This window comes from Acidovorax sp. HDW3 (genome assembly GCF_011303755.1).
GTDB lineage: Bacteria > Pseudomonadota > Gammaproteobacteria > Burkholderiales > Burkholderiaceae_C > Paenacidovorax.
In genome coordinates, this window is record NZ_CP049885.1 from 1,357,146 (window position 1) to 1,378,653 (window position 21,508).

The following is a 21,508-nucleotide window of genomic DNA, read 5'->3' on the forward strand; positions in this document are numbered from 1 at the left end:
GCCATGGGCCATCAAACCGATCTTTTTGGTGCCTCTGATGAGGCGCCAGCGCCCGCCATTCCAGCGCGAGTAGCTATCAAAATAGAAGTACTGCGCGAGCAGCTCAACCGCTGGGCGCACGAGTATTACGTGCAAGACGCCCCCAGCGTGCCCGACGCCGAGTACGACCGCGCGTACGCCCAGCTGCAAGCGCTCGAAGATGCTTACCCCGCCCTCATCACGCCAGAGTCACCCACGCAGCGGGTGATTGGCGCCGTCATGCCCGGCCTGGCCAGCGTGCGCCACGCCCTGCCCATGCTCAGCATCCAGACCGAGACGGACACCGAGGCCAGCGGCGCCCAGGCATTCGATGCCCGCGTGCGCCGCGAGCTGGGCCTGCACGAGGGCGACGCGCCGGTGCAGTACGTGGCCGAACCCAAGTTCGACGGCCTGGCCATGAGCCTGCGCTACGAAGGCGCTCGCCTGGTGCAGGCGGCCACGCGCGGCGACGGTGAGGTGGGCGAGGACGTGACGCACAACATTCGCACCATCCGCCAGATACCGCTGCAGCTGCCCGCCGATGTGCCGGCGCTGCTCGAGGTGCGCGGCGAGGTCTATATGGCGCGCGCCGATTTCGAGCAACTCAACGCGCGCCAGCGCGAGAAGGGCGAGAAAACCTTCGTCAACCCGCGCAACGCCGCCGCCGGTGCGGTGCGCCAGCTCGACGCCGGCGTGGCTGCGCAGCGCCCGCTGTCGTTCTTCGCCTACGGCCTGGGCGCCGTCACGCCCGGGGAGGAGGGCGGCCCGGCCTGGAGCCGCCATTCGGACCTGCTGCAGCAGCTCAAAACATGGGGATTTCCGGTCTCAAGCCTTGTGCAGCAAGCGCGAGGTGCTACTGAATTAATAGCATATCACCAACGCATTGGTGCCCAGCGCGATGGCCTGCCGTTCGACATCGACGGTGTGGTTTACAAGGTGGACAGCCTGGCGCTGCAGCGCCAGCTGGGCTTTAAAACGCGCGAGCCGCGCTGGGCCGTGGCGCACAAATACCCGGCGCAGGAGATGGCGACGCGCATCGAGGCGATCGACATCCAGGTCGGGCGCACCGGCAAGCTCACGCCGGTGGCGCGCCTGGCACCGGTGTTCGTCGGCGGCGTGACGGTGACCAACGCCACGCTGCACAACCTGTTTGAAATCCGCAAAAAAGGCGTGCGCCTGGGCGACGCCGTGATCGTGCGCCGCGCGGGCGACGTCATCCCCGAAGTCGTCGGGCGCCTGCCCGGCCCACGCCCGGCCTACGTGCCCAACTTCCGGATGCCGGCGCAGTGCCCGGTGTGCGCCAGCCACGTCGTGCGCGAGCGCGGCGAGATGAACCACCGCTGCTCGGGCGGGCTGTTCTGCCCGGCGCAGCGCAAGCAGGCGCTGCTGCACTTTGCCAGCCGCCGCGCCATGGACGTCGAGGGCCTGGGCGAGAAGCTGGTCGATCAGCTCGTCGATGCCGACCTGGTGCGCCAGTTGCCCGACCTGTACCGCCTGGACCTGCCGACCCTGGCCGCCCTGCCGCGCATGGCGGAAAAATCGGCGCAAAACCTGCTGGCGGCGCTGCAGGCATCGAAAAAAACCACGTTCGCCCGTTTCCTGTACAGCCTTGGCATTCGCCATGTGGGCGAGGCCACGGCCAAAGATCTGGCGCGGCATTTTGGCAAGCTCGACGCCCTGGCGCAGGCCAGCGCCGAGGATTTGCTGCAGGTCAGCGACGTGGGCCCGGTGCTGGCGCAGGCCGTGGTCGATTTTTTTGCCGAGCCGCACAACCGCAGCGTGCTGCAGCAGCTGCTGGCCTGCGGCATTGCCTGGGAGGCGCCCGCCGCCGACGCTCCCCAGCCCCTGGCCGGCCAGACCGTGGTGCTCACCGGCACCCTGCCCAGCCTGGGCCGCGAGCAGGCCAAGGCGCTGCTCGAAGCCGCTGGCGCCAAGGTGGCGGGCTCGGTCAGCGCCAAAACCCATTACGTGATTGCCGGCGCCGAGGCCGGCAGCAAGCTCACCAAGGCGCAGCAGCTGGGGGTGAAGGTGCTCGATGAAGAGGGGCTGCGGGCGTTGTTGGGAATGGGCTAGCTAGGCAATATCCACGCAGTGGATGCCAAACTGCCCCTGGCGGCGGTCGTTGAAAAAGCATTCGAGCGTGGCTTTGACGGTGCGAAAAGCAATCTCGTCCCAAGGAATTTCATCTTCGGCAAACAGGCGCGCTTCCTGGGTTTCGTGGCCGGGGTCAAAGCAGTCGTTGTGCAGCTGGGCGCGGTAGAACAGGTGCACCTGGCCGGCCTGGGGCACATTGAGCACGGCAAACAGCGGGCCCAGCGTAAATTGCGCCCCGGCTTCTTCGACCGTCTCGCGGGCTGCGCCTTCACTGGTGGTTTCTTGCAGCTCCATGAAGCCCGCCGGCAGCGTCCATTTGCCCCGGCGCGGCTCGATGTTGCGCTTGCACAGCAGCACCTTCTCGCCCAGCACGGGCACGGTGCCGACGACGTTGAGCGGGTTCTCGTAATGGATGGTGTGGCAGCGGGGGCAGACGGCGCGCTCGCGCGTGTCGCCGTCGTCGGGAATGCGCTGCTCGACGGGGCTGCCGCAGGCACGGCAGTAGTGGATGGGGCGGCGAAAGTGCATAGCGCCGCATTGTGCGGGTATTTTGTCGGCGCTGGCGGCATGGGCCACCGTGGCAGGCGTTAGGATGGCGCGCTCAACAGGAGTGCAAGCAAAAAATGACGGTGCAAGGAATCGGGCGGCTGGCCCGCGCGGGGCTGGCCCTGGCCCTGGGGATGGTGTTGGCGGGTTGCTTTCGCCAGCAAGTGGCGCCCTTGAAGAAGTTTGAACCCGAGGTGTTCAACGCCGCCGCCAATTTTTCTCGCCACTATGAAACCGCACCGGCCCAGGCTTGCGAGGCCGCGCGCCGCGTGCTGCTGGGCCAGGGCTACGTTATCAGCGCCGCCACAGATGCCGAGGTGACGGGGCGCAAGTTCTACCAGCCGCAGGCCGAATCACATGTGGCGCTGGAGCTGCGCGTGGTCTGCGCCCTGCAGGCGGGCGATGCGGCGGTGGTGTACGCCGCCGCCATTCAAGATATTTATTCGCTGCGCAAGGGCAAGGAATCGGCCTCGCTCGGGGTCGGCGGGCTGGGCTCGCTCTCGTTACCGCTCGACGGCGGCAGCGACGGCATGGTCAAGACGGGCACGCAAACCGTGACCGAGGCGCGTTTTTACCGCAGCTTTTTCGATCTGCTCGATGAGCAGCTGGCGCAGCAGTAAAACCGGCCCCCCCGCCATCAATCCACCACCAGCTGCAGCGGCGTCAGGCCGTCAATCTGGGCGCTGATGCCATCGCCTGGCTGCACCGGGCCCACACCGGCGGGCGTGCCGGTCAAGATCAGGTCGCCCGGCTGCAGCGTCCAGGCGCGCGAGAGGGCGGCAATCGTCTCCGCTACGTTCCAGATCATGTGCGCAATCTCGCCGTGCTGGCGCTCCTGGCCGTTGACCTGCAAGCGAATGTGGGCCTGCGCCAGGTCGCCCGCCTGTGCTGCCGGCGTGAGGGCGGCGATGGGGGCGCTGGCGTCAAAACCTTTGCCAATGCACCAGGGGCGGCCTTGTTTTTTCATCTCGGCCTGCAGGTCGCGCCGCGTCATGTCCAGGCCCACGGCGTAGCCCCAGACGTGGCGCAGCGCCTCGTCCACGGCAATATCGCGCCCGCCCAGGCCAATGGCCACCACCAGCTCCACTTCGTGGTGCAGCTCTTGCGTCAGGCTGGGGTAGGGCAGGTGGGTGGGGGCGCTGCCCTCTACGGGCAACAGGGCGTCGGCTGGCTTGAGGAAGAAGAACGGCGCCTCGCGCCCGCTGGCGCCCATTTCGCGGGCGTGCTCGGCGTAGTTGCGGCCCACGCAGTAAATGCGGCGCACCGCAAAGCGCGCTGGCGTGCCGACAACGGGCAAGCTGGGGGTGGGGGCGGGCGGTAGAACGTAGGCAGTCGTCATGGCAGCGGCTCAAAAACGCCAGTGTGCCACCACGGATGCTGCCAATTTGCCTATGGCGGCTGCAGTATGAGTTGGCAAACCCTATAGCCCCCTTGGGCTGCACTACACTGCCTCTATGAGCAGAGCTTACGATTTTCGTCAGGTACCGGCCCACTTGATTCGTCGCGCCCACCAGCGGGCGGCAGCGATTTTCATGGAAGAGATGCTGGAGTTTGATGTCACCCCGGTGCAGTTCGCCATCCTCATGACGCTGCTTGAACGCCCCCGGCTCGACCAGGTGACCCTGGCGCAGCATGTGGCGCTCGATGCGGCCACTTCGGGCTCGGTCATCACCCGGCTCGAAGGGCGCGGCTGGCTCGAACGTGAATCCGACCAGCGCGACCGCCGGCGCAAACTGCTGTGGCTCACGCCCGAGGGCGAGCGCCAGGCGCTGCAAATGGCGCAGATCGGGCCACAGATTCAAGAGCGCCTGGTGGCGCCGCTCGACGCCCACGAACGCGCCGAACTGGTGCGCCTGCTGGGCAAAATCGAACAAGGCCCGCTGTGAAGCTCTACAGCTACTTTCGCTCCTCGGCCTCGTACCGGGTGCGCATTGCCCTGCAGCTCAAGGGCTTGCCCTACGACTATCTGCCGGTGCACCTGGTGCAGGGCGAGCAGTTGCAGGCCGACTACGCCAGCGCCCAGGGCGACGCGCTCGTGCCCCGGCTGCAGACGGACGACGGCGCGCTCCTGAGCCAGTCGCTGGCCATCATCGAATACCTGGAAGAAGCCTATCCGCAGAGCCCGCGCTTGTTGCCGTCTGCCCCCCTGGCCCGCGCCCAGGTACGGGCGCTGGCGCAGATGGTGGCGTGCGAAATCCACCCGCTGAACAACCTGCGCGTGCTGCGCTACCTGGTGCACGACATGCACAGCAGCGAGGAGGCCAAAACCGCCTGGTACCAGCACTGGGTGCGCAGCGGCCTGCAGGCATTCGAGCGCCAGCTGGCCCTGCTGGCGCAAGAGCGCGCCCAGGCCGGACTGGCGCCCTCGCGCTACTGCTGGGGCGATGCGCCCACGCTGGCCGACTGCTGCCTGCTGCCCCAGCTCTACAACGCCGACCGTTTTGGCGTGCCCTGCGCCGATCTGCCGCACATCCTGGCCGTGCAGGCCGCCTGCCAGCAGCTGCCCGCCTTTGCCCGTGCGCACCCCAGCGCCTGTCCTGACGCCGCATGATGGATTTTTTGCGCCCCGACTGGCCAGCGCCGCCCGGCGTGCACGCCCTGTGCAGCACGCGCGCGGGCGGCGTCAGCCAGGCCCCGTTTGCCAGCCTCAACCTGGGCGACCATGTGGGCGACGACCCCGCTGCCGTGCACACCAACCGTGCCCGGCTGCTGCAGGCATTGCAGACCGAGGGCGGGCGACACGCGCCGTTTTTGCGCCAGGTACACGGCACGCACTGCCTGACGCTCTCGCCCCACACCCCGCAGGGCAGCGAGGCCGACGCCTGCGCCAGTGCCGAGGCCGGCCTGGTCTGCACCATCATGGTGGCCGACTGCCTGCCAGTGCTGCTGGCGCACCGCAGCGGCGCCGTGGTGGCCGCAGCCCACGCCGGCTGGCGCGGCCTGGCGGCGGGGGTGCTGACCACGACTTTTGAACGTTTTTCGGCCCTAGCGCTTACCAGGCAAGCGCAAGCAGCTCCTAAAACAATAGCAAGTCAAACCCTGGCCTGGCTCGGCCCCTGTATCGGGCCACAGGCTTTTGAGGTCGGCGCCGAGGTGCGCCAGGCTTTTTGCGCTGCCGATCCGGGCGCCCAGGGCTGCTTTGTTGCCCGGCCCGGTGGCAAATACCTGGCCGATCTGGCTGCCCTGGCACGCCGGCGGCTGGCGGCGCTGGGCATTACGGCCATCTACGGCAACGACAGCACACCGCCTTGGTGCACGGTGGGCAATGCCTCACGTTTCTTTTCGCACCGAGGCGGCAGCGACGCTGGTGGCAGCGGGCGCTTCGCCGCCTGCATCTGGCGCAGCACCTAGGGGTGGCGCTGCTTGCTGGGCCTCCCAGGCGGCCTGTTCTGCCGCCTGCTGCGCCCGCAGCTGGCGCTTGCGCGCCGGCGTGCCCAGGATGTAAACCACGATGCCCATGGGCAGCAGCCCGTAAAGCGTGAAAGTGATGGCAGCGCCGAGCAGCGAACCGTGGCTGCTCGTGGCTTCGGCCAGCGCCATCATGAAGGTGACGTAGAGCCAGGCAATGACGACCAAATACATGTGAAGGCAGGGGGCGAGTGAAAGCTTGATGAAAGGGTGAGTAAAACCCCGTAGCAATCGTTGCGTTTGCGCACAGCGCTGGGCAACAATGGCAAGTGGCGTTCTTTGTTTTTTGTTTACTGAGGTTGAGGCATGGATTCTGAATCACTCTGGGCCCAAGGCTCCCAGCAATTGCAGCAAATGTTCACCCAAGGCTGGGCCCAGGCATTGCAAGCTTTTCAAAACGTCGATGCGGGCAGCAGCAAGGCGCCGCTGCCGCTGCGCCTGGCGCCGGAAAAAATCCAGGCCCTGCAAAACCAGTACCTGCACGACGTCGCGCAGCTGTGGAACCAGGGCTTGCAGGCGCCAACGCCGGCGGGCGACAAGCGCTTTACGGGCGAGGGCTGGGCGCACAACCCGCTGGCGGCCTTCTCTGCGGCGGCTTATGCGCTCAACTCACGCACCATGATGCAGCTGACCGACGCCGTCGAGGCCGACGAAAAAACCCGCAACCGCATCCGCTTTGGCATCGAGCAATGGCTGGCGGCGGTGGCGCCGAGCAACTTCCTCGCCTTCAACCCCGAGGCGCAGAAAAAAGCCATCGACAGCCACGGCGAGAGCATTGCCAAGGGCCTGGCCAACTTGCTGCACGACCTGCGCCAGGGCCATGTGTCGATGACCGACGAGAGCCTGTTCGAGGTCGGGCGCAACGTTGCCACCACCGAAGGCGCGGTGGTGTTCGAGAACGAGCTCTTTCAGCTCATCGAGTACAAGCCACTGACGGAGAAGGTGTACGAGCGCCCCTTCCTGCTGGTGCCGCCGTGCATCAACAAGTACTACATCCTCGACTTGCAGCCTGAAAACTCTTTGGTGCGCTACGCCGCCGAGCAGGGCCAGCGCACCTTCGTCGTCAGCTGGCGCAACCCCGACAGCAGCCTGGGCCACAAGACCTGGGACGACTACATCGACGAGGCCGTGCTCACCGCCATTGACACGGTGCAAAAAATCAGCGGCGCGCCGCAGATCAACGCCCTGGGCTTTTGCGTCGGCGGCACCATGCTCGCCAACGCCCTGGCGGTGCTGGCGGCGCGCGGCGAAAAGCCGGTGGCCAGCGCCACCTTCCTGACCACGCTGATCGACTTTGCCGACACCGGCATCCTTGACCTGTTCATCGACGAGCCCTCGGTGCGCCTGCGCGAGCTGCAAATGGGCCAGGGCGGCCTGCTGCGCGGGCAGGAGCTGGCCTCCACGTTCAGCTTCCTGCGCCCCAACGACCTGGTGTGGAACTACGTCGTCGGCAACTACCTCAAGGGTGAAACACCGCCCGCTTTTGACCTGTTGTACTGGAACAGCGACTGCACCAATCTGCCCGGCCCGTATTACGCCTGGTACCTGCGCAACATGTACCTGGAAAACAAGTTCGTGCAGCCCGGCGCGCTCACCGTCTGCGGTGAAAAGCTCGACCTGCGCCAGGTGAACCTGCCGGTGTACATCTACGGCTCGCGCGAGGACCACATCGTGCCCATCAACGCCGCCTACGCCAGCACCCAGGTGCTGCCGGGCGAGAAGCGCTTCGTCATGGGCGCCTCGGGCCATATTGCCGGCGTCATCAACCCACCGGCCAAGGGCAAGCGCAGCCACTGGACGCGCGAGGGCGGCGAGCTGCCCGCCACGCTCGAAGCCTGGATCGACGGCGCTACCGAGCACAAAGGCAGCTGGTGGAGCGACTGGTCCGCCTGGCTGCAGGGCCACGCCGGCAAGCAGATCGCCGCGCCCAAGAGCTACGGCAAAGGCCAGCGCTACAAAGCCATCGAACCGGCCCCGGGCCGCTACGTGAAGCAAAAAGCCTGAGTTTCTCCTGCCACAATGGCAGGGTTGTCGCCCAGGCCCCGACCCTGCCTCGGATCATTCTCGTTCCCCCAAAGGATACAAAAGGATAGCCATGGAAGACATCGTCATCGTTTCCGCCGCCCGCACCGCTGTTGGCAAGTTTGGCGGCACGCTCGCCAAGACCCCCGCCACCGAGCTCGGCGCCATCGTCATCAAGGAAGCCCTGGCGCGCGCCCGCGTCAGCCTCGACCAGGTCGGTGAAGTCATCATGGGCCAGGTTCTGGCCACCGGCTGCGGCCAGAACCCGGCGCGCCAGGCGCTGATGAAGGCCGGTATTGCCAAGGAAACCCCGGCCCTGACCATCAACGCCGTCTGCGGCTCCGGCCTCAAGGCCGTGATGCTCGCCGCCCAGGCCGTGGCCACGGGCGACAGCGAGATCGTCGTTGCCGGCGGCCAGGAAAACATGAGCCTGGCACCGCACTTCCTCGCCGGCTCGCGCGATGGCCAGCGCATGGGCGACTGGAAGCTGCAAGACACCATGATCATCGACGGCCTGTGGGACGTGTACCACCAGTACCACATGGGCATCACCGCCGAGAACGTGGCGCGCGAGTACGGCATCACGCGCGAAATGCAGGATGCCCTGGCCCTGGCCAGCCAGCAAAAAGCCGCCGCCGCGCAGGATGCTGGCCGCTTTGCCGCCGAAATCGTGCCCGTGACCCTGGCGCAGAAGAAGGGCGACCCCATCGTCTTCGCCGCCGACGAGTACCTCAACCGCAAGAGCAACGCCGAGGCCCTGGCCGGCCTGCGCCCCGCCTTTGACAAGGCCGGCAGCGTGACGGCGGGCAACGCCAGCGGCATCAACGACGGCGCTGCCGCCGTGGTCGTGATGAGCGCCAAGAAAGCCGCCGCCCTGGGCCTCACGCCCCTGGCGCGCATTGCGGCCTACGCCACCAGCGGCCTCGATCCGGCCACCATGGGCATGGGCCCGGTGCCCGCTTCGCGCAAGGCGCTGGCGCGCGCCGGCTGGAGCGCTGCCGACGTTGATCTGTTTGAGTTGAACGAAGCCTTTGCCGCCCAGGCCTGCGCCGTCAACAAGGTGCTGGAGATCGATCCGGCGCGCGTCAACGTCAACGGCGGCGCAATTGCCATTGGCCACCCCATTGGCGCCTCTGGCTGCCGCGTGCTCGTCACGCTGCTGCACGAGATGCAGCGCAGCGGCGCCAAGAAGGGCCTGGCCGCGCTGTGCATCGGCGGCGGCATGGGCGTGTCGCTGGCGCTCGAGCGTTAAACCAATCAACACACCCGGCCCTTGATGGAGATATCAGGGGCTGGTTTACCACCGAAGAGGAGCACAAGAATGGGTCAGAAAGTAGCGTACGTGACGGGCGGTATGGGCGGCATTGGTACCGCCATCTGCCAGCGCCTGCACAAGGAAGGTTTCAAGGTCATCGCCGGCTGCGGCCCGACGCGGGACTACCAGAAGTGGCTCGACGAGCAAAAGGAGCTGGGCTACCACTTCTACGCCTCGGTGGGCAACGTCGGCGACTGGGAGTCCACCGTCGAAGCCTTTGCCAAGACCAAGGCCGAGCATGGCAGCATCGACGTGCTGGTGAACAACGCCGGCATCACGCGTGACCGCATGTTCCTGAAAATGTCGCCCGACGATTGGAAGCAGGTCATCGACACCAACCTCAACTCCATGTTCAACGTCACCAAGCAGGTGGTGGCCGACATGGTGGAAAAAGGCTTTGGCCGCATCATCAACATCAGCAGCGTGAACGGCGAAAAAGGCCAGGCCGGCCAGACCAACTACTCGGCCGCCAAGGCCGGGATGCACGGCTTCACCATGGCGCTGGCACAAGAGCTGGCAACCAAGGGCGTGACGGTGAACACCGTGGCTCCGGGCTACATCGGCACCGACATGGTCAAGGCCATTCGCCCCGATGTGCTGGAAAAAATCGTTGCCACCGTGCCCGTCAAGCGCCTGGGCGAGCCGAGCGAAATTGCCTCCATCATCGCCTGGCTGGCGAGCGAGGAGGGCGGCTACGCCACCGGTGCCGAGTTCTCGGTCAACGGCGGCCTGCACATGAATTGAGCGCCACGCGCCCACAAAAAAACCCGCTGTGTGCGGGTTTTTTTGTGGGCCGTGGAACCAGGGCCGCTGGCGGCTGTGCCCGGTCAGATGCGGGCGGGGGCGCGCTTGCGGTCACGTTCGTCTTCAGGCCAGGCGGTCAGGATAGCGGTGGTGTTCATGGCAAAAAACTCCTTAGAGATGAGTGAACAACGCCCCTGGTAAACACTGGGTTGACAGTTTTTTTAAAAAATTTTTTCGCTATTAAAAATATAGCTGCTTGCGCTTGCCTGTATTGGATTACAGCCCATTTTCTATTTCTTCAATGGTTTCGGACAGCTCCAGCCAGCGCAGCTCCAATGCCTCGATCTCGTCGCTGCAGGCCTTCAGGCGCCGGCCGCAGTCGGCGATGTCCTGCGGCGCCAGGCCCTGGCTCAGGCGTTCTTCGAGGGTGGTTTTTTCGGCGTTCAGGGCTGCCAGGCGGGTATCGACCTGGGCCAGCTCGCGCTTGTAGGGCTTGGTTTTTTCGGCCAGTTGCTGGCGTGCCTGGGCGCTGGCGCGGCGCTGTTCGCGCCCATCCTTGGGGGCGGCGGTGCTGGCCGGGGCCACTGGCGCGCTGGCGCGCAGCTGTTCGCGCAGGCGCTTGGCCTCGTCGAGCAGGTAGCGCTGGTAGTCGTCGAGGTCGCCGTCGAAGGGCCCGACCTGGCCGCGCCCGACGAGCCAGAACTCGTCGCACACCGCGCGCAAAAGCGCCCGGTCGTGGCTCACCAGCATGACCGTGCCCTCGAATTCGTTGAGCGCCATGGCCAGCGCCTCGCGCGTGGCCAGGTCGAGGTGGTTGGTCGGCTCGTCGAGCAGCAGCAGGTTGGGGCGCTGCCAGACGATGAGCGCCAGCACCAGGCGGGCTTTTTCGCCGCCGCTCATGCTGCCCACGGGCTGCGTGACCATGTCGCCGCTGAAGTTGAAGGAGCCCAGGAAGTTGCGCAGCTCCTGCTCGCGGGCGTCGATGCCGCAGGTGCGCGCCAGGCGCACCATGTGGCCCAGCGGGTGGTCGTCCGGGTGCAGCACGTCGAGTTCCTGCTGCGCAAAGTAGCCAATCGCCAGGCCCTTGCCCTCGGTCACTTTGCCCGCCAGTGGCGCCATGGTGCGGGCAATGGTCTTGACCAGCGTCGATTTGCCCTGGCCGTTGGCGCCCAGGATGCCGATGCGCTGACCGGCCAAGACGGTTTTGCTCACGCCGCGCAAGATGGTTTTTTCGCTGCCATCGTCCGCGCGGTAGCCAAAGGCGGCATCGGTCAGCGCCAGCATGGGGTTGGGCAGGTTGGCCGGCTCCTTGAATTCAAAGGTGAAATCGGCGCTGGCGAGCACGGGGGCGATTTTTTCCATGCGCTCCAGGGCTTTGACGCGGCTTTGCGCCTGGCGCGCCTTGGTGGCCTGGGCCTTGAAGCGGTCGATGAATTTTTGCAGGTGTGCGATCTTGTCCTGCTGGCGTTCGAAGGCCGCTTGCTGCAGCAGCATCTGCTGTGCCCGCAGGTCTTCAAACAGGCTGTAGTTGCCGCCGTAGCGCGTGAGCTGCGCGTTCTCGATGTGCAGCGTCACGCGGGTGACGGCGTCGAGAAACTCGCGGTCGTGGCTGATGACGATGAGCGTGCCCTCGTAGCGCGTCAGCCAGGCTTCGAGCCAGACGAGCGCATCCAAATCGAGGTGGTTGGTCGGCTCGTCGAGCAGCAGCAGGTCGCTCGGGCACATGAGGGCGCGCGCGAGCTGCAGGCGCATCCGCCAGCCGCCGGAGAAGCTGTTGACGGGGTTATCGAGCTGCCCGACCTGAAAGCCCAGGCCCAGGATCAGCGCCTGGGCGCGCGCTGGCGCGTCGTGGGCGCCGGCGTCCGCCAGGTCGGCGTGCGCCTGGGCAATGGCCAGGCCATCGCCCGCTTGCTCTGCTTTTTGTAGCTGCTCACGCAGGCTGGACAAGCGTGTGTCGCCATCGAGCACAAAATCGGTGGCCGATTCGCTGGTCTCGGGCATGTGCTGTGCGACCTGCGCCATGCGCCACTGCGGCGGCATGAAAAAATCGCCGCCGTCTTCGTGCAGGCTGCCGTTCAAGAGCGCGAACAAGGAGGACTTGCCCGCGCCGTTGCGCCCGACCAGGCCAACGCTTTCGCCGGGGTGGATGGTGGCGTTGACGGCGTCGAGCAGCACCTTGCTGCCACGGCGCAAGGTGACGTTTTTGAGGGTAATCATTCAGGCGGGAGAGAGTTCGAGCAGGGCGCGGCGGGTGATGAGCAGCACCTGGTCTTCGCCCGCGCTGGTGTCAAGCCAGAACACGGGCAGCTGGGGAAAGGCGGCCTCGAAGTGGGCGCGTTCGTTGCCAATTTCAAGCACCAGCACGGCGTCTGCGCTCATGCAGGCGGGGGCGTCGCGCAGCAGGCGGCGGATGAAGTCCATGCCGTCGGCGCCGCCAGCGAGCGCCAGTTCTGGCTCGGCGCGGTATTCCTGCGGCAAGGCGGCCATGCTGTGCGCGTTGACGTAGGGCGGGTTGCACAAGATCAAATCCCAGGGGCCGGGCACTTGCGCCAGGCCGTCGGATTGCACCAGGGTGATGCGCTCTTGCAGACCGTGTTTTTCGACGTTGATGCGGGCCACGGCCAGGGCCTCGGGCGAGAGGTCGGCGCCGGTGACCTGCACCTCGGGCCAGGCCATGGCGGCGAGCACGGCGAGACTGCCGTTGCCGGTGCACAGGTCGAGCACCTGGCGCGTCTGGTCCGAGAGCCAGCCGTCGATGCTGCCGTCGGCCAGCAGCTCGGCGATGAAGCTGCGCGGCACGATGGCGCGCTCATCGACGTAGAACGGCACGCCCATCAGCCACGCCTCTTGCGTGAGGTAGGCGGCGGGCTTGCGGCTGGCGATGCGCTTTGCAAAAAGTGTAGCTACTCGCGCTTGATCGGCGGGCGTTACAGGCGTATTGGCCACGGAATCGGGGGCGTCGTCCAAGGGGCTGTCGAGCGCCAGGCCCAGGGCCCAGAGCACCAGCCAGGCGGCTTCGTCCTGGGCGTTGCTGGTGCCGTGGCCAAAGCCGACGCCGGCCTGCGTGAGCGCCGCCGCGCCGCTGGCGATCAGGGCGCTGACGTGCGCGCCGTGCACGGGGGCGCCGCTCATGCCAGCGCCTGCGCGTGCAGGTTCTCAAGGGTGCGGCGGTAGATGTTCTTCAGGGGCTCGATGTCGGCCAGGGCAATGTGCTCGTTGATCTGGTGGATGCTGGCGTTGGGCGGGCCCAGTTCGATCACCTGCGGGCAGATGGCGGCGATAAAGCGCCCGTCGCTGGTGCCGCCGGTGGTCGAGAGCTCGGTCGCCAGCCCGGTTTCGGCGCTGATGGCCGCTTGCACGGCGGCGAGCAGGCTGCCGGGCTCGGTCAGGAAGGGCTGGCCGCCCAGCGTCCACTGCAGCGCGTACTCCAGGCCGTGGCGGTCGAGCAGGCTGTGCACGCGCTCTTTGAGGCCCTCGGCCGTGCTGGCGGTGCTGAAGCGGAAGTTAAAGTCGATCACCACCTGGCCGGGGATGATGTTGCTCGCGCCCGTGCCGCCGTGCATGTTGCTGATCTGCCAGCTGGTGGGCGGGAAAAAGGCGTTGCCCTGGTCCCAGACGGTGGTGGCGAGCTCGGCCAGCGCCGGCAGCGCCTGGTGGATGGGGTTGCGTGCCAGCTGCGGGTAGGCGATGTGGCCCTGCACGCCCTTGACGGTGAGCTTGCCCGAGAGCGTGCCCCGGCGGCCGTTTTTCACCATGTCGCCGGTGCGCGCCACCGAGGTCGGCTCGCCGACGATGCAGGCATCGAGGCGCTCGCCGCGTGCGGCCAGGCGTTCGACGACGATCTTCGTGCCATCGACCGAGGGGCCTTCCTCGTCGCTGGTGAGCAAGAAGGCGATGTCGATCGCCGGCTCAGGCGTGGCGGCGAGGAACTCCTCGACGGCGACGACGAAGGCGGCGATGGAGGTTTTCATGTCGCTCGCACCGCGCCCGTAGAGCTTGCCGTCGCGGATCGTCGGCACGAACGGGTCGCTGTCCCAGCGCTCCAGCGGGCCGGTGGGGACGACGTCGGTGTGGCCGGCAAACACTATTGTTTTGATAGCTGCTTGCGCTTTATTGGCGGGCGCTGCAGGCCGTTTGGCCCATAAATTGCGGACAAAAAAGCTGTCTGGGCCACTGTCCATGCGTTCGCAGGCAAAGCCCAGGGGCGCCAGGCGTGCGCACAGCAGTTCGAGGCAGTTGGCGTCTTCGGGCGTGACGGAGGGGCGCGCAATGAGTTGCTGCGCCAGTTCCAGGGTAGCGGTCATACGGGAGGGTCAGGTGGGTTTCACGTCCAGGACGATTTCGGTGAACGAGGGCGTGTCGTCCTCGGCGCCGTCTTCCTGGGCGGCTTTTTGGGCCTGGGCGGCGTTGGCCGCCATGGCAAAGTCGTTTTGCAGGCGCCACATCAGGTTGGTGGGCGAGTCAGCGTAGGCCAGGCCCTCTTTGCGGTCGATGCGCTCTTCGCGGATCAGGCGTGCCAGGTCTTCTTCAAAGGTTTGCGAACCTTCGGCCATGGATTTTTCCATGGCCTCGCGCACGCCAGAGAAGTCGCCTTTTTCCACCAGTTCGCTCACCAGTTTGGTGTTGAGCATGACCTCGCAGGCGGGCACGCGGCTGCCGTCTTGCGTGCGCACCAGGCGCTGCGAGATCACGGCCTTGAGGGCCGAGGACAGGTCGCCGAGCATGGTGGGGCGCACCTCGACGGGGTAGAACGACAAAATGCGGTTGAGCGCGTGGTAGCTGTTGTTGCCGTGCAGCGTGGCCAGCACCAGGTGGCCCGACTGGGCGTAGGCGATGGCGGCGGACATGGTTTCGCGGTCGCGGATTTCACCGATCAGGATCACGTCCGGCGCCTGGCGCAGGGCGTTTTTCAGGGCGATTTGCAGCGACTGTGTGTCGCTGCCGATCTCGCGCTGGTTGACCACCGATTTCTTGTTCCTGAACTGGTATTCGATGGGGTCTTCGATCGTCAGGATGTGGCCCGACATGACGGCGTTGCGGCTGTCGATCATGGCGGCGAGCGAGGTGCTTTTGCCCGAGCCGGTGGCGCCCACCATCAGGATCAGGCCGCGCTTGTTGAGCATCAGCTCGGGCAGCACGGCCGGCAGGTTGAGTGTGGACAGCTCGGGGATGTGCTGCGCGATGAAGCGGATCACGACCGCGTACGAGCCGCGCTGGCGCATGGCGCTGACGCGAAAGCGCCCGACGCCGCTGATGGGCACGCCCATGTTGAGCTCGCCGGTTTCCTCTAATTCTTCGATGCGCTCGGGCTCGACCACCTCGGCCAGCAGGTTTTTGGGCGCATCGGGCGGCAGAATTTGGTTGTTGATCGGCAGGCACTCGCCGTTGATCTTGATGAGGGCCGGCGCCGAGGCCGAAAGGTAGACGTCTGACGCCCTTTTCTCGGCCATCAGGCGCAGGATGCGCTCCATGGTTCCCATGCTGGTGCTCATGACAGTCTCCTTTCGTGGCTCGCTTCGTGGCTCGCGATCGCTGGGCTTAGTCGCGCAGCAGATCGTTCAGGCTGGTCTTGGAGCGCGTTTGCGCGTCCACGGTCTTGACGATGACGGCGGCGTAGGTGCTGTAGTCCTGGCCGGCCTTGGTCTTCTTGGGCAGGCTGCCGCTGATGACGACCGAGCCCGAGGGGACGCGGCCGTAGCTGATCTCGCCCGTGTCGCGGTTGAAGATCGGCGTGCTCTGGCCGATGTACACGCCCATGCCGAGCACGGAGTTTTCTTCCACGATCACGCCCTCGACCACTTCGGAGCGCGCGCCAATGAAGCAGTTGTCCTCAATGATGGTCGGGTTCGCCTGCAGGGGTTCGAGCACCCCGCCCAGGCCCACGCCGCCCGAGAGGTGCACGTTCTTGCCCACCTGCGCGCAGGAGCCGACGGTGGCCCAGGTATCGACCATGGTGCCTTCATCGACGTAGGCGCCGATGTTGACGTAGCTGGGCATAAGGATGGCGCCACGGGCGACGAAGCTGCCCCGGCGCGCCACGGCCGGCGGCACCACGCGCACGCCGGTGGCGGCCATCTCTTGTGCCGACAGGCCGGCGAACTTGGTCGGCACCTTGTCGTAAAAGCCCAGCTCGCCCGCTTGCATGAGGGCGTTGTCGTTCAGGCGGAACGACAGCAGCACGGCTTTTTTCAGCCACTGGTGCACCGTCCATTGGCCCACGCCGGTGCGCGTGGCCACGCGCAGGCGGCCATCGTTGAGTTCGGCCAGCACATGCTCGACGGCGTCGCGCACTTCTTGCGGTGCGCTCTGGGGCGACAGGCTGGTGCGCTGTTCCCAGGCGCTGTCGATGATGTGTTGCAGTTGTTCGCTCATGGCAGGGGGTCTCTAGTTGCTGTGGGATTGGATGAATTGGGCGATGCGCGTGGCCGCTTCGGTGCACTCGTCGGTCTCGGCCACCAGGGCCATGCGCACGCGCTGCGCGCCGGGGTTGACGCCAGCGGCCTCGCGGGCCAGGTAGCTGCCCGGTAGCACCGTCACATTGTATTGAGCGTACAGGGCGCGGGCGAACTCGGCGTCGCTCAGGCCCAGGCGCTCAGGCACTTGGGCCCAGAGGTAAAAACCGGCATCGGGCAGTTGCACGTCCATCACCGCCGCCAGCAGGGGCGTGACGCGCGCAAACTTCTCGCGGTACAGGGCGCGGTTGTCTTGCACATGGACCTCGTCGCTCCAGGCGGCGATGCTGGCGTTCTGCACCGCCGGCCCCATGGCGCTGCCGTGGTAGGTGCGGTAGAGCAAAAAGGCTTTGACGAGCGCCGCGTCGCCGGCGACGAAGCCGCTGCGCAGGCCCGGCACGTTGCTGCGCTTGGACAGGCTGGTAAAGGCCAGCAGGCGCCGAAAATCGCTGCGCCCCAGGCGCTGCGCCGCTTCCAGGCCACCGAGCGGGGGCTCGTCACGGAAATAAATTTCGCTGTAGCACTCGTCGCTGGCGATGACGAAGCCGTAACGGTCCGACAGCGCAAAGAGCTTTTCCCACTCGGCCAGCGGCATGACGGCGCCCGTCGGGTTGCCAGGCGAGCAAACGAACAACAGCTGCGTGCGCTCCCAGACGGCGGCGGGCACGCTGTCCCAATCGACGGCAAAGTTGCGCGCCGCATCGCTCGGGGCGTAGTGCACCTGGGCGCCGGCGAGCAGGGCGGCGCCTTCGTAGATTTGGTAGAACGGGTTGGGGCAGACGACGGTGGCGCCGGCCCGGGTCGGGTCGATCACGGTCTGGGCGAAGGCAAACAGCGCCTCGCGCGAGCCGTTCACCGGCAGCACCTGGCTGGTGGCATCGACCGCGACCGCGTAGCGCCGCTGCAGCCAGTCGGCGCAGGCCTGGCGCAGGCGCGGCTCGCCAGCCGTGAGGGGGTAGCTGGCCAGGCCCGGCAGGCCATCGACCAGGGCCTGGGCGATGAAGGCGGGCGTCGGGTGGCGTGGCTCGCCCATGCCCAGGCTGATAGGGCGGTAGGCGGGGTTGGGCGTGACCCCGGCAAAGAGCTGGCGCAGGCGCTCGAAGGGGTAGGGCTGAAGGTGGGAGAGCAGGGGATTCATGGCCAGCGGATTATCGGGGCTTTCCTGGGTGGGGCCTGGCGTGGCGCCAGCGCCAAATCCGTGGGCAGCACTCGCCTGTCAAGCTGACGTAAGGGGTAACAATTAGTTTCGCTGCGCGGATGTTATGCACACAAACAAAATTTCCGCTTTCCCTTACCCCTTACACGATAAACAGGAGACACAGGGTATGACAGGACGATGGATGATGCGCCCCGGCATCGGCTTGCTGCGGCGCTTGCCCCTGGGCGGCAAGCTGGCCGTGCTTGGCGTGTTGGCGGTACTGGCGCAGCTGGTGCTGTGGTGGTCGCAATCGGGGTGGGCGGCTCTGGCCGGCGCGCTGCTGCTGGGTTACCTGCTGCTGGCGCTGTACCTGGGGCAGAGCGCCAGTTTGCAGCGCATTACGCAGACCATGGAGCTGGTCACGCAGGGGGATCTGCGCGCCCGCGCTGCGATTGATGGCAGCGATGAGCTGGCATGCATGGCGGCGCTGCTCGATGCCATGACCATCACCCTCTCGGGCATGGTGGCCGACATCCGCAGCAACGCCGCCCTGGTGGCGCACGCCGGCCAGAGCCTGGCGCTGGACAGCCGCGCTCTGGCCGAGCGCACCGAGCAGCAGGCGGCGAATCTCAAGCAAACGGCGGCCAGCGTCGATGCCCTGGCTGGCACCGTACAGCGCAATGCGGACACGGCCCACAGCGCCGACCAGCGCGCGGCCCTGGTGCGCGATGCGGCCCAGAGTGGCGCGGCGGGTATGGAGCGTGCGGTGCAGTCGGTGCACACCATCGAACACAGCGCGCAGCGCATGAACGAGATCATCGGCGTGATCGACGGCATTGCCTTTCAGACCAATATTTTGGCGCTCAATGCCGCCGTCGAGGCCGCGCGTGCCGGCGAGCAGGGGCGTGGTTTTGCCGTAGTGGCGTCCGAGGTGCGCTCGCTGGCGCAGCGCTCGAGCGAGGCGGCGCGCGAGATTCGCCAGCTCATTGGTGACTCGGTGCAGCAGGTGGCGGCCAGCGCGGCGCTCATTCGCCAGGCGGGCAACGGCATTGCGCAAATGGCCGACGGCATCCGCACCGTGGCCAGCAACATGAGCGCGATTGCGCAGTCGGGCCAGGCGCAGCACCAGGGGCTCGGTGAAATCGGCCAGGCGGTGCAGCAGCTCGAACACATCACGCACAGCAACGCGCAAATGGTGGACGAGGCCGTGCACCACGCCGTGGCGCTGGAGCAGCGTGCGGCCACGCTCAGCTGCGCGGTGGTGGCATTTCGCCTGCAGCAGGGCACGGCCGAAGAAGCGCAGCAGCTGGTGCAGCAAGCCGTGGCCATGGCGCTGCAAAAAGGCCAGGGGCAGCGCCTGCTCGACAGCATCACCGATCGCAACCAGCCGTTTTACGACCGCGACATGTATGTTTTTGCGCTCGACACCGAGGGCCACTACCGCGCCTTTGCCGGCAACCAGGCCAAGGTCGGCACCCGGGTGCAAGACATTGCTGGCGTGGACGGTGAACGCCTGCTGCACGATATCTGGGCCCAGGCCGAGCGCGGGCCGGGCTGGGTGGAGTACGACATCGTCAACCCCACCAATGGCCGGGTGCAGACCAAGATGTCGTTCGTGCAGCGCCTGGGCGACGTGGCCCTGGGCTGCGGTGTTTACAAGGCTTTTGCGGCCTGAGTTTTTGCCTGGGTTTTTACCTGGGTTTTGGCCCGTGCCAGGGCGGCGGCGATAACGGCTGACTTGTCGGCTGCGCCCGCACTTGCGGCGGTGGGCGCGGCGCTGCGTGCCTGGCGCTGCTCACGCTCTTGGCGCTGGGCATAGCGCTCGCTAGCGGCCTGCGCCTGCGCGGGCGACCAGGCGGCCCAGCCGCTCGCTTGTGCCAGCGGGCCAGCGAGCGGCTGCATGGCAATGCAATCGACCGGGCAGGCGGGCACGCACAGCTCGCAGCCGGTGCAGTGCGCAGCGATCACGGTGTGCATGAGCTTGTTGGCGCCCACGATGGCATCGACCGGGCAGGCCGCCAGGCACAGGGTGCAGCCTATGCACCAGTCTTCGTCGATCACGGCCAGGGTGCGCGGGCCTTCCTGCCCATGCTCGGGGTTGAGCGCCAGCGGCGCCTGGCCTGTGAGTGCGGCCAGGCGCGCCACGCCCTCGGCACCCCCGGGCGGGCATTGGTTGATGGCAGCCTGCCCCTGCGCCATGGCCTGGGCGTAGGCGGCGCAGTCAGGGTAGCCGCAGCGCTGGCACTGCGTCTGCGGCAGGGCGGCGTTGAGCTGTACGGTCAGGACGGCTGCGGTGCTGCGGCTCATGCCTTGCGGGTGCTGCGTCGCGTGCGCGGCTGGGCGCTGGCGGTGACGGCGGCGGCGGCGGTCGGCACAGCGTCATCGACCGGGCCGGCGGCAGCGCCGGTGGCGGCGCGTGGCTGCGGCATCTGGTGCGCGGCGATGAAGCCCTGCACCTCGGGATAGACGTTGTCGCGCCAGCGCCGACCGCTGAAGATGCCATAGTGGCCTGCGCCTGTAACTTCCAGGTGGCGTTTTTGCCCTTCGGCAACGCCGGTGCACAGCGCATGGGCGGCGCGCGTTTGGCCGCTGCCGGAGATGTCGTCGAGCTCGCCCTCGATGGTCAGCAGCGCCGTGCGCTGGATGTCTTGCGGGCGTACGCGCTCGCAGCGGCCGTCGGGCGAGAGCACGTCCCAGGTGCCTTCGACGAGCTTGAACTCCTGGAACACGGTCTGGATGGTTTCCAGGTAGTAATGCGCGTCCATGTCGAGCACGGCGTTGTACTCGTCGTAGAACTTGCGGTGCGCTTCGGCGCTGGCGTCGTCGCCCTTGACCAGGTCTTTGAAGTAGTCGTAGTGGCTGCTGGCGTGGCGGTTGGGGTTCATGGCGACGAAGCCCGTGTGCTGCAAAAAGCCGGGGTAAACGCGCCGCCCGGCGCCCGGGTAGCCCTCGGGCACGCGGTAGATGACGTTGTTTTCAAACCAGCCAAAACTGCGCTCGACGGCCAGGTCGTTGACGGCGGTGGGCGATTTGCGCGCGTCGATGGGCCCGCCCATCATGATCATGGACAGCGGCGTGGTCTCGCCCCGGCTGGCCATGAGCGAGACGGCGGCGAGCGTGGGCACCGTCGGCTGGCAGACGCTGATGACGTGGCAATTGCCGTAGCTCGCCTGCAGGTGGCGAATGAATTCCTGCACGTAGTTGACGTAGTCGTCGAGGTGAAAATCGCCATCTGCCAGGGGCACCAGGCGGGCGTTTTTCCAGTCGGTGATGTAAACCTTGTGGTCCTTGAGCAGGGCACGCACCGTGTCGCGCAAGAGCGTGGCGTAGTGGCCCGACAGCGGCGCCACCACCAACACCACCGGCTGCACCTTGAGCTTGGCCAGGGTGGCGGGATCGTCAGAAAAGCGCTTGAAGCGGCGCAGTTCGCAAAACGGTTTGTCGAGCTCGATGCGCTCGTGGATGGCCACTTCGACGCCGTCCACATCCACCGTCGCCAGGCCGAACTCGGGCTTTTCGTAGTCCTTGCCCAGGCGGTACAGCAGATCAAAGCCGGCCGAGATACGCTGCGCAAACGGCGTTTGCCCCCAGGGCGAGAGTGGGTTGCTGTAGAGCTTGGCAGCCGCCAGCGCAAAGTCGGCAAAGGGCTCCATCAGCGAACGCTGGGTTTCGTAGAACTGGTACAGCATGGTGGGAAAGCGGAGTTATGTTGCAGTGCACAAATATAGCGAGGAACGCGGTTTTTTGACCACTGTGGAACACCGCACCAAC

At 66.5% G+C, this 21,508-nt stretch carries 20 protein-coding genes; 9 read left to right on the plus strand and 11 right to left on the minus strand.

The features are described from left to right. The first annotated feature begins 3 nt into the window (after nucleotides 1-3). Nucleotides 4-2,091 (plus strand): NAD-dependent DNA ligase LigA, encoded by a 2,088-nt coding sequence (gene ligA / locus G7045_RS06050; protein WP_166158714.1) that lies wholly within the window; start codon nucleotides 4-6, stop codon nucleotides 2,089-2,091. On the opposite strand, the gene G7045_RS06055 is transcribed toward ligA, so the two are convergent. Beyond that, complete coding sequence (locus G7045_RS06055) at nucleotides 2,092-2,640, minus strand: NUDIX hydrolase (RefSeq protein ID WP_166158717.1); 549 nt, start codon at nucleotides 2,638-2,640, stop codon at nucleotides 2,092-2,094. Nucleotides 2,641-2,735: 95 nt separating this feature from the next. Between G7045_RS06055 and G7045_RS06060 the strand changes: the two genes are divergently transcribed. Then, nucleotides 2,736-3,278 carry a DUF2242 domain-containing protein gene (locus tag G7045_RS06060; RefSeq protein WP_166158720.1) on the plus strand — a complete coding sequence of 181 codons (543 nt, stop codon included), beginning with the start codon at nucleotides 2,736-2,738 and terminating at the stop codon, nucleotides 3,276-3,278. A 17-nt stretch (nucleotides 3,279-3,295) separates the two neighbouring features. On the opposite strand, the gene G7045_RS06065 is transcribed toward G7045_RS06060, so the two are convergent. Next, the gene (locus tag G7045_RS06065) at nucleotides 3,296-3,997 is read right to left on the minus strand and encodes a fumarylacetoacetate hydrolase family protein (RefSeq protein WP_166158723.1); all 702 of its coding nucleotides are present in this window, start codon (nucleotides 3,995-3,997) and stop codon (nucleotides 3,296-3,298) included. A gap of 193 nt (nucleotides 3,998-4,190) precedes the next feature. Between G7045_RS06065 and G7045_RS06070 the strand changes: the two genes are divergently transcribed. The 3 genes from G7045_RS06070 to pgeF are packed head-to-tail and all read left to right on the plus strand — an operon-like array spanning nucleotide 4,191 to nucleotide 6,009. Beyond that, nucleotides 4,191-4,544, plus strand: coding sequence for a MarR family winged helix-turn-helix transcriptional regulator (locus G7045_RS06070; RefSeq protein WP_240919286.1), 354 nt, complete (start codon nucleotides 4,191-4,193; stop codon nucleotides 4,542-4,544). Then, nucleotides 4,541-5,209 carry a maleylacetoacetate isomerase gene (gene maiA / locus G7045_RS06075; protein ID WP_166158728.1) on the plus strand — a complete coding sequence of 223 codons (669 nt, stop codon included), beginning with the start codon at nucleotides 4,541-4,543 and terminating at the stop codon, nucleotides 5,207-5,209. Before G7045_RS06070 ends, maiA begins: the two co-directional genes overlap by 4 nt. Continuing rightward, entirely contained in the window at nucleotides 5,206-6,009 is an 804-nt protein-coding gene (pgeF, locus tag G7045_RS06080) for a peptidoglycan editing factor PgeF (protein WP_166158730.1), read from the plus strand. The genes maiA and pgeF overlap by 4 nt, the downstream gene beginning before the upstream one ends. On the opposite strand, the gene G7045_RS06085 is transcribed toward pgeF, so the two are convergent. Further along, a complete protein-coding gene (locus tag G7045_RS06085) occupies nucleotides 5,929-6,240 on the minus strand; it encodes a hypothetical protein (protein WP_166158732.1) in 312 nt (103 codons plus the stop codon). The genes pgeF and G7045_RS06085 overlap by 81 nt on opposite strands. A gap of 132 nt (nucleotides 6,241-6,372) precedes the next feature. On the opposite strand from G7045_RS06085, the gene G7045_RS06090 reads away from it, so the two are divergent. From G7045_RS06090 to phbB, 3 genes are all read left to right on the plus strand, one after another. Then, a complete protein-coding gene (locus G7045_RS06090; RefSeq protein WP_166158734.1) occupies nucleotides 6,373-8,070 on the plus strand; it encodes an alpha/beta hydrolase in 1,698 nt (565 codons plus the stop codon). Between the two features lie 91 nt (nucleotides 8,071-8,161). Then, nucleotides 8,162-9,340, plus strand: a complete 1,179-nt coding sequence (locus G7045_RS06095; protein ID WP_166158736.1) for an acetyl-CoA C-acetyltransferase — start codon at nucleotides 8,162-8,164, stop codon at nucleotides 9,338-9,340. Between the two features lie 69 nt (nucleotides 9,341-9,409). Beyond that, nucleotides 9,410-10,147 (plus strand): acetoacetyl-CoA reductase, encoded by a 738-nt coding sequence (gene phbB, locus G7045_RS06100; RefSeq protein ID WP_166158738.1) that lies wholly within the window; start codon nucleotides 9,410-9,412, stop codon nucleotides 10,145-10,147. Between the two features lie 276 nt (nucleotides 10,148-10,423). Here phbB and G7045_RS06105 read toward each other — a convergent pair whose 3' ends face one another. The 6 genes from G7045_RS06105 to dapC are packed head-to-tail and all read right to left on the minus strand — an operon-like array spanning nucleotide 10,424 to nucleotide 17,737. After that, nucleotides 10,424-12,364 carry an ABC-F family ATP-binding cassette domain-containing protein gene (locus tag G7045_RS06105; protein WP_166158740.1) on the minus strand — a complete coding sequence of 647 codons (1,941 nt, stop codon included), beginning with the start codon at nucleotides 12,362-12,364 and terminating at the stop codon, nucleotides 10,424-10,426. Then, nucleotides 12,365-13,279, minus strand: a complete 915-nt coding sequence (gene prmB, locus G7045_RS06110; RefSeq protein WP_166158742.1) for a 50S ribosomal protein L3 N(5)-glutamine methyltransferase — start codon at nucleotides 13,277-13,279, stop codon at nucleotides 12,365-12,367. It lies immediately after the preceding gene. Continuing rightward, nucleotides 13,276-14,451 (minus strand): succinyl-diaminopimelate desuccinylase, encoded by a 1,176-nt coding sequence (dapE, locus tag G7045_RS06115; RefSeq protein WP_166158744.1) that lies wholly within the window; start codon nucleotides 14,449-14,451, stop codon nucleotides 13,276-13,278. Before dapE ends, prmB begins: the two co-directional genes overlap by 4 nt. Before the next feature lie 9 nt (nucleotides 14,452-14,460). Continuing rightward, nucleotides 14,461-15,627 carry a PilT/PilU family type 4a pilus ATPase gene (locus G7045_RS06120; RefSeq protein ID WP_166160370.1) on the minus strand — a complete coding sequence of 389 codons (1,167 nt, stop codon included), beginning with the start codon at nucleotides 15,625-15,627 and terminating at the stop codon, nucleotides 14,461-14,463. Nucleotides 15,628-15,685: 58 nt separating this feature from the next. Further along, the gene (dapD, locus tag G7045_RS06125) at nucleotides 15,686-16,519 is read right to left on the minus strand and encodes a 2,3,4,5-tetrahydropyridine-2,6-dicarboxylate N-succinyltransferase (RefSeq protein ID WP_166158746.1); all 834 of its coding nucleotides are present in this window, start codon (nucleotides 16,517-16,519) and stop codon (nucleotides 15,686-15,688) included. Nucleotides 16,520-16,531: 12 nt separating this feature from the next. After that, a complete protein-coding gene (dapC, locus tag G7045_RS06130; RefSeq protein WP_166158748.1) occupies nucleotides 16,532-17,737 on the minus strand; it encodes a succinyldiaminopimelate transaminase in 1,206 nt (401 codons plus the stop codon). A gap of 187 nt (nucleotides 17,738-17,924) precedes the next feature. On the opposite strand from dapC, the gene G7045_RS06135 reads away from it, so the two are divergent. Beyond that, nucleotides 17,925-19,412, plus strand: coding sequence for a methyl-accepting chemotaxis protein (locus G7045_RS06135; protein ID WP_166158750.1), 1,488 nt, complete (start codon nucleotides 17,925-17,927; stop codon nucleotides 19,410-19,412). Here the strand turns inward: G7045_RS06135 and G7045_RS06140 are convergent. Continuing rightward, nucleotides 19,391-20,044 (minus strand): RnfABCDGE type electron transport complex subunit B, encoded by a 654-nt coding sequence (locus tag G7045_RS06140; RefSeq protein ID WP_166158752.1) that lies wholly within the window; start codon nucleotides 20,042-20,044, stop codon nucleotides 19,391-19,393. The genes G7045_RS06135 and G7045_RS06140 overlap by 22 nt on opposite strands. Next, on the minus strand, nucleotides 20,041-21,426 hold the full coding sequence (locus tag G7045_RS06145; protein WP_166158754.1) for a polyhydroxyalkanoate depolymerase: 1,386 nt from the start codon (nucleotides 21,424-21,426) through the stop codon (nucleotides 20,041-20,043). Before G7045_RS06145 ends, G7045_RS06140 begins: the two co-directional genes overlap by 4 nt. Nucleotides 21,427-21,508: the final 82 nt, after the last annotated feature.